Below are 13,970 nucleotides of genomic sequence, written 5' to 3'. Positions count from 1 at the left end.
GGAGCAAGAGGCCGTTGCCCGGCGGGACCCTTGCGGGACCGCCGGGCACAGGACGAACGATTTCTCGGGTCAGTACCAGATGTACCAGGCGTACGACTTCAGGCTCTTCTCGGGCCTGATCTTGTTCTTGAGCGAATGAATGAGCTTCATGACAGCACCTCCGATTGACGGCGAACTGACCGAGCCGGATACAGGAACCCGACGGCAAAAGTGAAACCCGGCAGAATAGTTACGTCAATGTAACGCAGATCACCCGGAGGTCCTGTGCTTTACATGTTTCATCCGCCCCCTACCCAGAACAGCGACTAACAGAACAAAAATACCCGGTGCCGGATGCGCGTAGTACCCAGATTCCCGGCCCGTCAATCCTGCGGTCGGGCGGGCCGAAAGGTGGAACCGGGGCGCTTTTACGCCTCCATACCGTGCGCCCCATTGCTCCGCCTCCTCCTCGTCATTACCGTGCGCATGCATCTGTCATCGCATGTCATCGCACGGACCGTCAGCAGCAGTGACGCAATACGAGGAGTGCCGATGCACCAGCTGTCCAGACGTACGCTGCTGAGCACCGCGGGCGCGATCGGCGCCGGCGCGGCGATCGGCGCGCAGACCCCCGCGGCCGCCGCACCGGCCGCCGCCCCCCGGAGTCTCTCCGCCGCCGCGCCCGAGCCGCTCGACTCCGGCCCGGCCAGGGCGGCGCTGAAGCGTCTGCTGCCGCTCCACGCCGACCAGTTCACCCTCACGTCCCTGACCGGCGCGGAGCGCTTCCGGGTCACCGGCTCGGCCGGCCGGATCGAGGTCGCCGCCACCGGCCCGGCCGTGGCGCTGACCGGCGTCCACTGGTACCTCAAGTACGTCTGCCGGGCGCACATCTCCTGGAACACCTCGCAGCTCGACCTCCCCCGGCGGCTGCCCGCACCCGGCACGGCCGTCCAGCAGTCGGCGACCGTCCCGCACCGCTTCGCCCTCAACGACACCCACGACGGCTACACCGCCCCGTACGCGGACTGGCCGCACTGGGAGCGGACCATCGACGTCCTGGCGCTGCACGGCTGCAACGAGGTCCTCATCACGACCGGTCAGGAAGCCGTCTACCACCGGCTGCTGCAGGACTTCGGATACTCCGACACCGAGGCCCGCACCTGGCTGCCCGCCCCGTCCCACCAGCCGTGGTGGCTGCTGCAGAACATGAGCGGATACGGCGGCCCGCTCTCCACCGCGCTGATCGACCGGCGCGCGGCGCTGGGCCGGCGCATCGCCGACCGGCTGCGCGAGCTGGGCATGCACCCGGTGTTCCCCGGCTACTTCGGGACCGTCCCGGACGGATTCCCCGACCGCAACCCAGGCGCCGACGTCGTCCCGCAGGGCACCTGGAACGGGCTGCGGCGCCCCGACTGGCTCGACCCCAGGTCCGAGGTGTTCGACCGGGTCGCCGCCGCCTTCTACCGGCACCAGTCCGAACTCCTGGGCCCGGCCGAGCACTTCAAGATGGACCTGCTGCACGAGGGCGGCACACCGGGTGACGTCCCGGTCGCCGACGCCGCGCGGGCCGTCGAGACCTCCCTGCGCACCGCCCACCCGGACGCCACCTGGGTCATCCTCGGCTGGGGTGCCAACCCGCGCGCCGAACTGCTGCGGGCCGTCGACACCGACCGGGTGCTGATCGTCGACGGGCTCTCCGACATCGACACCGTCACCGACCGCGAGAAGGACTGGAACGGCACCCCGTACGCCTTCGGCTCCATCCCCGACTTCGGCGGCCGTACGACGATCGGCGCCGACACCGACCGCTGGACGGAGAAGTTCACCGCCTGGCGCGACAAGCAGGGCAGCGCGCTGGCCGGCACCGCGTACATGCCGGAGGCCGCCGAGCGCGACCCGGCCGCCTTCGAGCTCTTCAGCGAACTGGCCTGGCGCACCGAGAAGATCGACCGTGCCGCCTGGTTCACCCGGTACGCCGGGGTGCGCTACGGCGGCGACGACCGCGCCGCACGTACCGCGTTCGCCGCGCTCACCACGACCGCGTACCAGCTGACCACCACCGACGGCCGCCCCGTCGACTCGCTCTTCGCGCGCCGGCCCAGCCTCACCGGATCCGTCAAGTCCGCCTTCGACACGGCCGGGTTCGACAAGGCGTTCGCCGCGCTGCTCGACGTCGGCGCCCCGCTGCGCGGCTCCGACGCGTACCGCTACGACCTCGTCGACCTCGCCCGGCAGGCGCTCGCCGACCGGGGCCGGATCCTGCTGCCGCAGCTGCGCGCCGCCTACGAGGGCAAGGACGCGGCCACCCTCCGTACGCTGTCGGCGCTCTGGCTGAAGCTGATGCGGCTCGCCGACACCCTGGCGGGCTGCCACCAGGCGTTCCTGCTCGGGCCCTGGCTGGAGGAGGCCAAGCGCTTCGCCACCGGCCCGGCCGAGGTGGTGCAGCTGGAGTGGACCGCCCGCACGCTCCTCACCACCTGGGCCGACCGCACCGCCGCCGACCACCTCAGCAACTACGCGAACCGCGACTGGCACGGGCTGCTCAGCGACGTCCATCTCCCGCAGTGGCAGAAGTTCCTGGACGAACTGGCGGCCGCGGTCGCCGACGGCCGGGACGCCAAGACGTTCGACTGGTACCCGGACGAGGAGTCCTGGACCCACCGGACGGACACGTATCCCGTCAAGGCGACCGGCGACGCGTACCGCACCGCGCGGCGTGTGTACGACACCCTGGCCACGGCCCCGTACCAGGGCGCCGCCACCGTCTCCGCCCAGCCCGTCGCCTTCACGCCGGGCAGCACCGGCACGGTCACGGCCGGCTTCCGCAACCTCAACGGGCTGCGTGCGACCGGCCCGGTCGACTTCACCCTGACCGGCCTGGACGCGACGGCGAAGGGCGGCACCTCCCTGCCCGGCGTCGGACCCGGCGCTTCGGGCTCGGTCTCCTGGCAGGTCACAGCCCCGTCCGAGCCGCTCACCACCCCGCTGCGCCCGATGCCGTACACCCTGCTGACCCGCTTCGGGCCGCAGGGCGGCCAGCAGGTGGACGTACGGGAGCGGAGCGCGGTGTACGTGGCGGCCCCGCTCGACTCCGGGTGGCGGACGTACACCGGCAACGACGCCGTGTTCGGGCAGCTGGGCACCCGGCTGGCGATCAACGGCGGCGGTCAGGACCTGTGGAAGGGCACCACGCAGTTCGGCACCGCGTACCGCGCGGGGGCGATGGCCGACGGCACGACCGTGACCGTACGGGTGGACTCCCAGGACAACACCGGGAGCTGGGCCCGGTGCGGTCTTGTCGTACGCAACAGCCTGGCGGCCCCGGGCTCGGCCGGCTTCCTGAATCTGGCGGCGACACCGGGCCAGGGCGTCGTGCTGTCGTACGACACGAACGGCGACGGCGCGCTGGACACCTACAAGCGCGTGACCGGGATCAAGGCACCCGTCGTGCTGCGGCTCTCCCGGGCGGGCACCGCGTACACCGGCTCCTGCTCGACGGACGGCGGGGCGAGCTGGCGCACGGTCGCCACCGTCTCCGTGCCGAGCGCCGCGGGCAGCCAGGACGTGGGGATCTTCATGAGCGCGACGAACGGCGGGAACGGGGTGCGCGGGACCGTCGACTTCAGCGGCTGGTCGCTGAGCTGAGCCCGGTCGGGCCGAGTCGGGCGGTGCGGCGGGGCTCCGTCGCGGCGCGCGGAGCGGCGGGGGGGGCGGAGCCGTGGGGGCGCGCGGAGCCGTGGGGTGGAGCCGTGGGCGCTCGGAGCGCCGGGCGCGGGTACGGGAGCGGGCAGAGGCGCGGGGACGGGCTCGGGGACAGGCGCGGGCAGAGGCGCGGGGACGGGCGCGGGTGACCATCCCACGATTGGTTCGTTCTGCTGAATGTGCCGTCAAAGGATCTCACCCGCCGCGCCGTGCCCGACTCCGCCGATGTCGACGCCGGACAGGCCGGGGCCGCGCTCGTCGAGCACTACCCCCGGCTGGTCCGGCTGGCGTATCTGATCCTGCCGCCCTCGCTCGGCCGCAACCGCCGGGTGCTGACGGCCCACTCCCTCGCGCAGCGGGCGCTGCCGCGCGGGCGGCGGTCCGGGGCGGCCGACTCCCTCCCGGCGCCCCGCAGGGCCGACGGCTGCGACCCGGCCTACGCCTATGTGCGGGGCCGGGTGGTCGCCGCGGCGCTCGATGTCGCACGGCCCCGGCGGTGGAACGCCTGGCCACGCCGCGCCCAGCTGCCGCCGCTGCTCCCCCAGGTCTGGGGGCTGCGGCTCTTCCCGCGCTCCGGCGGCGCCGATGAACTCGCCCTGGACCAGCGGCTCTCCGCCCTCTCCGGGCCCGCCCGCGCGGCGTACGCGCTGCGCGGCCTCGAAGGGCTCGACGACGCCAAGGTACGGCGGGTCCTGGAGGCCGCGGGGGTGGCCGACCCCAGAACGGCCCTCGACCGGGCGGCCGGCCCGTCGGCGCAGTACGGGCTGCTGGCGTCCGCCGCTTTCGACCCCTGCTCGCTCCAGGCGCGGCCGACCGATCTGCTGCGCCGAAGGCGCCGGAGCCGGGGCGCGCTGGCCGTGGCGGCGGCCGTCGTGGTGTGCGGGACGCTGCTCGCGCTGCCGGCCGGCGGTCTGGGCGCCGGGCACACCGCACCGCCGCCGGACACGGGCGGCGCCGTGTCCGGGCAGGCTCTGGACCCGGCGAAGCTGACCCGGGTCGCGGGGACGGCGTGGCGGACGTCGGCGCGTACCGACTTCTCCGTGTGGCCCGCGCGCGGTGACCGTACAGCCGACACGGCGCTGCTGCGCCGCGCGCTCGCCGTCTGGGCCCGCCCCGGCGGCCCCGTACAGGTGTCGGCCACCCCCGGCACCCCCGAAGGGCCGCCGATGGGCGCGCCGCAGCTGCTGTACGCGGGCACGGTGGACGACGCGGTGGTCGTGCTGTTCTACGACGGCCTGCGGGTGGTGCGGTACGCCGAGGCGAAGGACGGGGGCGGACGCCCCGCGCTGGATTTCGCCCGCGTGGACGGCGCGGACGAGACCGCTTCCGACGCGCTGGTCGTCGGCAGGACCGATGGCAACGTCCGCTATCTGACGGCCCCTTGGGTGCGTACCGCCGGGGTACGGGACCTGCTGGCCCCGGCGGCCGATGCCCGGCCGCTGGCCCGCTCGGCCGACGGGGTCACCGACCCGGTGCCGGGCCCCGGCGCCTCCCGCGCCTGCACTTCCTGGAACGCGCTCGCGCTGCGCGACGGCGCGGGCACACATCTGCTGACCGACCTGGGCGAACTGCCCCCGGCCCGGCTGCTCGCCGGCCCGCCGACCGGGCCGCACGACGTGACGGGCGCGGCGGACCTCGCGGGCTGGGCGCACACCGCCTGTCTGCTCCCGGCGGTCCGCTCGCACGGCGTACGCACGGTGAACTCCTGGCAGTTCGCCTCGCAGCAGCTGCCCGCCACCGGCGGCCGGGCGGCGTGGCTCTGCACCCGTGCGGATACCTGGCGCGGCACCGGGAGCCGGGTGCTGGCCCAGTTCCGGGTCCCGGTGCCGGGCGCGGACGGGGGCCCGGATCCGGACACAGTGGTGGCCCGCGCGGAGAACTCACCGGCCTGCGGGAAGCGGCAGCCACAGGTGCTCGCGGGAGTGCTGTGGAAGTCGCGCGACGGCCAGTGGTACGTACTGGCGGCGGGCAGTTCGCAGTTCGCCTCGCTGGCCACGACGGGCGGCGTCACGGGCAGCACGACCGGCCGGCTGCTCGCCGTACCCGCGAAGCAGGGCGCGAAGGCGCAGCTGACCGGACGGCTGACGGACGGGACCCGGGTCAGCGCGCTGCGGTGACCCGGGAGCGATGACCGGCAGTCGGCGGTCGGCGGTCGGCGGAACCGCCCGCGTGGTTACGGAGTTCCGCGAGGCGGCCCCGGCAGGTCACGGGTCCCGTGGATCGGTGACCCGGTAGCCCTCTCACAGCGGGCCACCCACACGGTCGAGCACCTCGTGCGCCACGGCGGAGAGCCGCGCGGTGTCGGGCAGGGCGTGGGCCAGCCGCTCGGCCAACACCGGGTCGTGATCGCGCAGTTCGCGGAACATCCACTTCCCGCTGCCCTGCCAGTGCCGCCCGTCCAGCAGGGCCAGCTGTGCGGTCCTGGTCAGGATCCGACAGGCGATGAAGGCGGTCTCGCCGGGGTCGTCGGTACCGGCGAGGTCGTCGAGCAGGTCGGTGAGTCCGTAACGGTGCGCCTCCAGTTCGGCCCGGCTCGCGGCGGCGGGGCCCTCGGCCAGCCGACGGCGCATCTCGGCCTGCAGCCGTCCCCCCAGGCCGCCCCGGTCACTGACGATCGCCCCGCAGGCGATCAGCCGGGGGATCCCCGGCCAGCGGCGCGCCAGGTTGTCGGCGCAGTACGCGGCCAGGGTCCGCTCGTCGTGGATCAGTACCTCCACCGGCCACCCCGCCCAGCGCAACGAGCGCCGGCAAGGGCTGTCGCGCGGCCCGGTCACCACGACCATGTCCAGGTCGGAGGTGCTGGTCCGGTGCTCGGTCAGCACGCTTCCGCCGACGATCACGGTCAGAGCGTCTCCGTACGACTCACCGGCGAGCCGGCGGGCAGCGGCGACAGGCTCCATCCGTTCCATGTGTTCCCCCTCGTACGTCGGAGGCAGGTCAGAGTCAGGTCAGAGTCAGAGGGACGTCAAACCTGTGGGGCAGGCCGGTCCCCCGGTGGCCCAGCCTGGCACAGCGGTGCCCGCCCCGGCCCGTGCGCGGGCCGAACGGCTGCGTGCAAGGCCCTGTTGCTCGGGCGTACCCGTCGGTACATTGACGCCATGTCTAATACGCAGCCCGCCCCGGTGGCTTCGGAACACATAGCGCTCAAGGCCCGCAAGGTCTCCTTCGACTGGGCCGACACCCCGCTGCACTGGGTGCCGGGTGACCCGTTCACCACGCACACCATCAATGTGCTGCATCTGCTGCTCCCGGCGGGCGAACGCTGGTTCGTACACGTCTACAAACAGGTGCTGCCGCTGATCCGGGACGAGCGGCTGCGCGAGGACGTCATCGGGTTCATCGGCCAGGAGGCGATGCACTCCCAGGCCCACGACGACGTACTCCCGCACCTGGCGGCGCAGGGGCTCGACCCCTCCCCGTACACCGCGCAGGTCGACTGGCTCTTCGAGAAGCTGCTCGGCGACCGGACGCTGCCGCCCGGCCGGGCGAGCCGGTGGTGGCTGAAGGAACGGGTCGCGACGATCGCGGCGATCGAGCACTACACGGCGTTCCTCGGTGACTGGGTGCTCAACGCGGAGGCGCTCGACCGGCGTGGGGCCGATCCCACCATGCTGGATCTGCTGCGCTGGCACGGCGCCGAGGAGGTCGAGCACCGTTCGGTGGCCTTCGAGGTCTTCCAGCACATCGACGGCGGCTACCGCCGCAGGGTCCGCACCTGGGCGACCGCCTTCTCCGCACTGGTCTTCCTCTGGCAGCGCGGCGTCAGGTTCTTCATGGAGAACGACCCGCTGCTGGTGGACGGCAGGGCGACCCTGCGGGCGTACCACCGGCGCGGCAGGCAGGGGCTGCTGCCCACGACCGGGGCCATCGCCCGGTCGGTGCCCGGCTATCTGAGCCGTACGTACCACCCTTCACAGGAGGGCAGTACGGCGCAGGCGGTGGCCTACCTCGCGAACTCCCCGGCCGCGAAACCGGCTTCAACAGAATCCGTCGCCACAGGCGCCGCGACCATGAACGGAGACCGCTGAGATGGCGCCGTCCCTGCCCCGCCTCCGTACGGTGGTCCTGGTCGCCGGTGCGGCCCTGCTGGCCAAGCGTGCCCTGCACCGCCGTATCGCCGCCTCCCCGCTCTGGCCGCTGCCCGCGCTGGAGACCCCGGTCTCCGGCCGTGGCCGCCACCGGACGGCCGGCCGACGGCTGTTGATCACCGAGCGCGCCACGGCGGCCGACGGTGTGGTGCGGCTCCGGCTGGCGAGCGCGTCCGGCGAGCCGCTCGACGCCTGGGCGCCGGGCGCCCATCTGGATCTGGTGCTGCCGTCCGGACTGGTCCGCCAGTACTCGCTGTGCGGGGATCCGGCCGACCGCACCGCGTACACGGTCGCCACCCGGCTCATCGAGGACGGCCGGGGCGGCTCACGCGAGGTCCATGAACAGCTCCACGAGGGCGCGGAGATCGAGGTCCGCGGCCCCCGCAACCGTTTCCCGCTGGTCGAGGCCGCTTCGTACGTCTTCGTCGCGGGCGGCATCGGGATCACGCCGGTCCTGCCGATGGTCCGGGCGGCCGAAGCTGCGGGCGCGCGGTGGCGGCTGGTGTACTGCGGGCGCACCCGCGCCTCGATGCCCTTCCTCGCGGAGGCCGAGAGGCTGACCGGCGGTGACCCGGGCCGGGTGACCGTGGTGCCGCAGGACGAACTCGGCCACCCCCGGCTCGACTTCGCGGCTGACCCGCCGGGGACCGCGTACTACTGCTGCGGCCCGGAGGGTCTGCTCACGGCGGTGACGGCCGCGCTCCCGGCCGGGGCCACGCTCCATCTGGAGCGGTTCGCACCACGGGCCGCCGCGGCGGACTCGGACAGCTTCGACGTCGAACTGCTCCGCTCCGGACGGACGGTGACGGTCGCACCCGGCTCCACGGTGCTGGCCGCCGTCCGCGCGGAGGTGCCGAATGTGCCGTACTCCTGCGAGCAGGGCTTCTGCGGGACCTGCCAACAGCGCGTCGTGGCAGGCGAGATAGACCACAGGGACGACCTGCTGACGGACGCGGAGCGGGACGGCTCGATGCTGATCTGTGTGTCACGGGCACGGGGCGGGCGGCTGGTCCTCGACCTGTGAACCCCGCAGGGCGGATGCCGGATGTCAAGGGCTCCGCGGGCCCGGGGAGCCCTTGACACCCCGGATCGGCAGGAGGAGCATCCTCACGTCGTTGACAACGTTGTCGGACGGCGCGCCGTTCCGGGAGGTCGTCCGGAGGGTCAACGGCGCATCCGCTTCCGGCACGTTGACCGTCCGTCACACACGAAGGGCAGGAACGGGTGTCAGACACGCACAACCGTCGGACGCGCACCGGGACGAGAGCGCTCAGCTCTGTCGTGGTGACCGCCATGGCCGCCCTGGGGATGGCGGCCACCGCCGCCCCCGCCTCGGCCATATCCCCGCACGGCACCGTCAAGGACCCGGTGTCGTACGTCCACCCCCTGATCGGTTCCGCCAACGCGGGCAACACCTACCCGGGCGCCGTGCAGCCCTTCGGGATGCTCGCCTGGAGCCCGCAGAACTCGAAGGGCAAGCAGGTTTCCACGCCCGCGCCCGGCGGCTATCAGTACGACGCCACGAAGATCCGCGGTTTCAGCCTCACCCACCTCAACGGGGTGGGCTGTTCCGGTGCGAACGGCGACATCCCGATCATGCCGTACACGGGTGACGTCGACACCTCGCCCAGCGCGGACACCACCGACGCCAAGTACGCCAGTAGCTTCTCGCACGCCGACGAGAGCGCGTCGCCCGGCTACTACAAGGTCGGTCTGGACAGCGGCGCCTCCGCCGCGCTCACCACGACGGCGCGGACCGGCACCGGGCAGTTCGGCTTCCCCAAGTCCAAGCCGGCCAGCATGCTCTTCCGCACGTCGAACTCGGAGAGCGGCAGCACGGACGCCACCGTGAAGATCGACAAGAAGGCCCGGACCGTGACGGGCTCGGTCACCGCGGGCAACTTCTGCGGTCCGCAGAGCGCGAACAACCGGCACGACCTGTACACGCTGTACTTCACCGCGCACTTCGACAAGGCGTTCGCCAAGGTCGGCACCTGGAAGGACAGCACGGTCAGCCCCGGCTCCACAGCGGCGTCCGGCGGTACGGGCTACAGCTCGTCCGGCAACGCCGTGGAGGGCAAGGGCTCCGGCGCGTACATCACCTTCGCCGGCGGCACCACCAAGGCGCAGGCCAAGGTCGCCGTCTCCTATGTGAGCCCGCAGAACGCCGAGGCCAACCTCCGCGCCGAGAACTCCCCCCGCAAGAGCTTCAGCTCCGTGAAGTCGCAGGCGGCCAAGGCATGGAACAAGGTGCTGAAGTCGGTCGAGGTGGGCGGCGGCAGCGACGCCCAGCGCTCGACCTTCTACACCGCGCTCTACCACTCGATGCTGGAGCCGACGCTGACCAGCGACGTCGACGGCCGCTATCTGGGCGCCGACCGCAAGCCGCACCGGCTGGCCAAGGGGCAGAAGGCGCAGTACGGCACCTTCTCCGGCTGGGACCAGTACCGGGCGCAGGTGCAGCTGATGACGCTGCTCAACCCGCGGGCGGGCAGCGACTACGCGCAGTCGCTCTACAACTACGCGGGCCAGCGCGGCGGCGAGTGGGACCGCTGGCTGCTGGAGAACGGCAAGACGAGCGTGATGTCCGGCGACCCGTCGGACGCGGCGCTCGCCGGGATATACGCCTTCGGCGGCCATGACTTCGACGTCAAGGGCGCACTGAAGTCGCTGGTCAAGGCGGCGACCGTGCCGACGGCCAATGACTCGGACAGTTCGGGCTGCAATGTCGAGTGTGTGGGCCAGCGCCCGGCGCTCGACAAGTATCTGGACCTCGGGTACGTGCCGTCCGACAACTGCCACTGCTGGGGCGGCGCCGCCGAGACACTGGAGGACGCGGCGGCCGACTACGGGCTCTCCGAGCTGTCCCGGCAGACCGGGAAGAACGCCGACGCGAAGAAGTTCCTCGACCGTTCGGGGAACTGGACGAACGTCTTCGACGCCAACGCCACACCGCAGGGCGGCTACATCCGCGACCGCAAGGCGGACGGCACCTGGGCGGGCACCTTCACCCCCGGCACGGGCAGCGGCTTCGTCGAGGGGACCAGCGCCCGCTACACCTGGATGGTGTACTCGGACGTGGCGGGCCTGGCGTCCGCGATGGGCGGCAACGACACCGCGGTGAAGCGGCTCGACGCGTTCTTCCGCACGCCGGACGGCAAGTTCGACTTCTCGGCGAAGGACGACACGCGGTACGACGCGACCAACGAGCCGGACATCAACACGCCTTATCTGTACGACTACCTGGGCGCCCCGTACAAGACGCAGGAGACCGTCCGCTCGGAGATGGACCAGCTGTGGACGGACGCCCCGGGCGGCATCCCCGGTAACGACGACGCCGGGACCATGTCGTCCTGGTACGTCTTCTCGGCGCTCGGCATGTACCCGCAGAACCCGAGCCGTGCCGACATGACGCTGTCCGCGCCGCTGTTCCCGCACGCGGTGGTGCACACCGGCCACGGGCGGACCATCACCGTCAACGCCCCGGCCGCGTCGGCGGACAACACGTACATCCAGGGGCTGAAGGTCAACGGCCACAAGTCCACCAAGCCCTGGGTCCCGGCCTCGCTGGTGACACGCGGCGGCACCCTGGACTACACGCTGGGCGCGAAGGCGGACACCTCGTGGGGCAGCGCGGCGGCCGACGCCCCGCCGTCCTTCCCGGGCGGCGGTCCGAAGTACTTCACCGGTGCCACCCCCGAGCAGCTGAAGGTCGAGCCCGGCTCGGACGGCGCCGGCACCACGGTCAAGGTGCAGACGCTGGAGAAGAAGCCGACCACGGTGCACTGGACGGCGACACCGCCGGACGGCGTCACGGTGACTCCCGCGCAGGGCGACTTCACGGTCCCTGCGGGCGGTTCGGTGAGCGCGAAGCTGTCCGTTTCGGCCGCGTCCGGTACGGCGGAGGGCCACTACACCGTGCCGGTCACGCTGAAATCGTCCACCGGCACCGAGCTGCCGAAGACGTCGGTCGCGGTGACCGTCGCCGCGAAGAACAGCATGCTCTGGAACCGGAACAGCACGGCGATCTCCACCGACGACGACAATCCGCAGGCCAACTTCGACGGTGAGGGCTGGAGTTACTCGGGCAAGGCGCTGGCCGCCGCGGGCGCAGCCCCGGGCGGCACGGTGTCGGCCGGCGGCTTCGACTTCAGCTGGCCGAAGGTGGCGGCGGGTGACCCCGACAACATCGAGGTGGCCGGGGACACCCCGCAGGTGCTGAACGTCCCGGCGGCGCAGGGTGCCACGAAGCTCGGTCTGCTGGGCAGCGCGGCGGAGGGTTCGGCCAGCGGTACGGCGACGCTGACGTACACCGACGGCACCACGCAGAAGGCGGACATCGGCTTCAGCGACTGGACGCTGGGCGGCGGGGCCGACAAGCCGTCCTTCGGCAACACGGTCGCGGTCCACACCGCGTACCGCGATGTCCAGGGCGGCGGTACGGACCCGGTCGGCACGGAGGTCTTCGCGACCGCGCCGATCGCGCTCCAGGCGGGCAAGCAGCTGGCGAGCGTGACGCTGCCGTCCACCACGGACGGCGGTGTGCTGCACGTCTTCGCGGTGGCCACCACCTGACGGGGCGGCCACCGGCCGGCGGGCCGGCGCGGCACGGATTCCGTGCGGCGCCGGCCCGTTCGCGTCGCGCCTCCGGCCACCTGCGTGGTGCACCGCGCAGGTGGCCGGAGCGGCTGTGGCACTCTGGGCTGGTGCCCGTCCTCGCGTCCGATCTGCTGGCCCAGCGTGAACTGCGGCTGACCGCGGTGACCTCCCCCGACTCCTGGCCCGACGTGCCGATCAGCTGGTCGTCCACCACCGAGCTGGAGGACCCCGTCCCGTTTCTGCGCGGCGGTGAGCTGGTGCTGACCACCGCGCTGCGCAGGCGTACGCGTGACCAGTGGGACCGGCTGGTGCGCGACCTGGTGGCGGTGCCGGTCGCGGCGCTCTGTGTCGGGACCGGGCTGGTCCACGACCGGGTTCCGGCCGGGCTGCGGGCCGCCGCCGAACGGCACGGGCTGGCGCTGCTGACGTCGCCGGTGGAGATTCCGTTCATCCAGATCAGCCGGTGGGCGGCGGACCAGATCTTCGCCGAGCAGTACGCCCGTACCCGGTTGATGATCCATCTGCAGGAGGAGATCACCGAGGCCCTGCTCGCCGGCCGCGGACTGCGCCACCTCGTGTCGGTGCTGGCCCGCCGGCTGGGCGCCGATGTGGCCGTCCTCGATCCGGCCGGCGCGGTCCTGGAACAGCACCCGCGGTCGGCGCGGTGGTCCGTGGACGAGGTCGCCGCCGCCGCTGACGCGCCGCGGACGGCGGCTCCGGGCCTGGTGTCCTTCCCGGTACGGGCGGACGGCACCGTCGCCGGTTATCTCGTGGCCAGGGGCCCCGACGAGCAGGTGACGCTGCTCGCGCCGGTGGCCGGTCTGGCCGGCCTGGAGATCGCCCGCCGCCAGGCACTGCTGTCCGGCCGCCGTGAACTGGTCGGCCAGGTCGTCACCGACATCCTGCACCACGGTCTGAGGGGGAACGAGGCGGAGCGGAAGCTGGCCAGGATCGGGGTGGATCCGCAGGGCAGCCACCGGGTGGTCGTGGCGAGTTCCGGGCAGGCCGCGTCGCTGCTGCGGCAGCGGCCCCTCGACCTGGCGGCGCTGCTGCGCGGGCAGTCCGACCCGTTTCCCATGTGCCCGCTGGACGACGGGATCGTCGTGCTGGTCGGTGCGGACGGCGACGCCAGGACCGTCGCCGGCCGGCTGCTGCGCCACATCGGCGGCGGGCCCGGCACGGCGACGGCGGTCGGGGTGAGCGGACCGCACCAGGGGGCCCAAGGCATCCGGATCGGTTACCACGAGGCCCGGCAGGCCCAGCGCCAGGGGCCGGGCGTGCAGGAGTGCCGCACCCTTTCGCTGCCGGGGCTGCTGCTGAGCAGCGCCGATCTGCCGCTGACGGAGCTGGCGACCGCTCTGCTCGAACCGGTGCGCCGTTACGACGCCGTGCACGGCGCGGCCCTGGAGGCCACCGTGCGCAGCTATCTCGCACACGACGGTTCGGTGACGGAGACCTGCCGTGCCATGAATCTGCACCGCAACTCGCTGCGGTACCGCCTCGGCCAGATCGAGCGCCTGCTGGGCAAGCGGCTCACGGCGACCCAGGACCGGCTGGAGCTCTGGCTGGCGCTCCAGGTGCTGGGCCCGGCCGCCGGCTGAG

Annotated in this window: 8 protein-coding genes; 6 read left to right on the top strand and 2 right to left on the bottom strand. The window is 72.7% G+C overall.

Going from position 1 to position 13,970, the window contains the following annotated elements:
* Positions 1-69: 69 nt before the first annotated feature.
* Positions 70-150 carry a tryptorubin family RiPP precursor gene (locus OG510_RS28070; protein ID WP_371540459.1) on the bottom strand — a complete coding sequence of 27 codons (81 nt, stop codon included), beginning with the start codon at positions 148-150 and terminating at the stop codon, positions 70-72.
* Between the two features lie 381 nt (positions 151-531).
* Here OG510_RS28070 and OG510_RS28065 point away from each other — a divergent pair, with 381 nt between their 5' ends.
* Positions 532-3,624 (top strand): alpha-N-acetylglucosaminidase, encoded by a 3,093-nt coding sequence (locus OG510_RS28065; RefSeq protein WP_406140485.1) that lies wholly within the window; start codon positions 532-534, stop codon positions 3,622-3,624.
* A gap of 236 nt (positions 3,625-3,860) precedes the next feature.
* Positions 3,861-5,798 carry a hypothetical protein gene (locus OG510_RS28060; protein ID WP_406140484.1) on the top strand — a complete coding sequence of 646 codons (1,938 nt, stop codon included), beginning with the start codon at positions 3,861-3,863 and terminating at the stop codon, positions 5,796-5,798.
* A 123-nt stretch (positions 5,799-5,921) separates the two neighbouring features.
* On the opposite strand, the gene OG510_RS28055 is transcribed toward OG510_RS28060, so the two are convergent.
* Positions 5,922-6,590 carry a nucleotidyltransferase domain-containing protein gene (locus OG510_RS28055; RefSeq protein WP_406140483.1) on the bottom strand — a complete coding sequence of 223 codons (669 nt, stop codon included), beginning with the start codon at positions 6,588-6,590 and terminating at the stop codon, positions 5,922-5,924.
* A 189-nt stretch (positions 6,591-6,779) separates the two neighbouring features.
* Here OG510_RS28055 and OG510_RS28050 point away from each other — a divergent pair, with 189 nt between their 5' ends.
* The 4 genes from OG510_RS28050 to OG510_RS28035 all read left to right on the top strand — a co-directional run bounded on the left by OG510_RS28050 (position 6,780) and on the right by OG510_RS28035 (position 13,969).
* Complete coding sequence (locus tag OG510_RS28050) at positions 6,780-7,709, top strand: metal-dependent hydrolase (RefSeq protein ID WP_406140482.1); 930 nt, start codon at positions 6,780-6,782, stop codon at positions 7,707-7,709.
* 1 nt (position 7,710) lies between these two features.
* The gene (locus OG510_RS28045) at positions 7,711-8,793 is read left to right on the top strand and encodes a PDR/VanB family oxidoreductase (RefSeq protein WP_406140480.1); all 1,083 of its coding nucleotides are present in this window, start codon (positions 7,711-7,713) and stop codon (positions 8,791-8,793) included.
* 269 nt (positions 8,794-9,062) lie between these two features.
* Positions 9,063-12,344 carry a GH92 family glycosyl hydrolase gene (locus OG510_RS28040; protein WP_406140479.1) on the top strand — a complete coding sequence of 1,094 codons (3,282 nt, stop codon included), beginning with the start codon at positions 9,063-9,065 and terminating at the stop codon, positions 12,342-12,344.
* 131 nt (positions 12,345-12,475) lie between these two features.
* Positions 12,476-13,969, top strand: a complete 1,494-nt coding sequence (locus OG510_RS28035) for a PucR family transcriptional regulator (protein ID WP_406140478.1) — start codon at positions 12,476-12,478, stop codon at positions 13,967-13,969.
* The last annotated feature ends 1 nt before the right edge of the window (position 13,970 follow it).

The sequence above is a fragment of the Streptomyces sp. NBC_01089 genome (assembly GCF_045162975.1).
Taxonomy (GTDB): Bacteria; Actinomycetota; Actinomycetes; order Streptomycetales; family Streptomycetaceae; genus Streptomyces.
Note: the sequence above shows the minus strand (reverse complement) of the source record. Positions and strands in the feature narration are given on the sequence as shown.

What these genes read in the sequence shown, in the direction of transcription:
- OG510_RS28065 (WP_406140485.1), top strand. Translation starts at nt 532, where the DNA reads ATGCACCAGCTGTCCAGACGTACGCTGCTGAGCACCGCGGGCGCGATC.
- OG510_RS28055 (WP_406140483.1), bottom strand. Translation starts at nt 6,590, where the DNA reads ATGGAACGGATGGAGCCTGTCGCCGCTGCCCGCCGGCTCGCCGGTGAG.
- OG510_RS28070 (WP_371540459.1), bottom strand. Translation starts at nt 150, where the DNA reads ATGAAGCTCATTCATTCGCTCAAGAACAAGATCAGGCCCGAGAAGAGC.
- OG510_RS28050 (WP_406140482.1), top strand. Translation starts at nt 6,780, where the DNA reads ATGTCTAATACGCAGCCCGCCCCGGTGGCTTCGGAACACATAGCGCTC.
- OG510_RS28045 (WP_406140480.1), top strand. Translation starts at nt 7,711, where the DNA reads ATGGCGCCGTCCCTGCCCCGCCTCCGTACGGTGGTCCTGGTCGCCGGT.
- OG510_RS28040 (WP_406140479.1), top strand. Translation starts at nt 9,063, where the DNA reads ATGGCCGCCCTGGGGATGGCGGCCACCGCCGCCCCCGCCTCGGCCATA.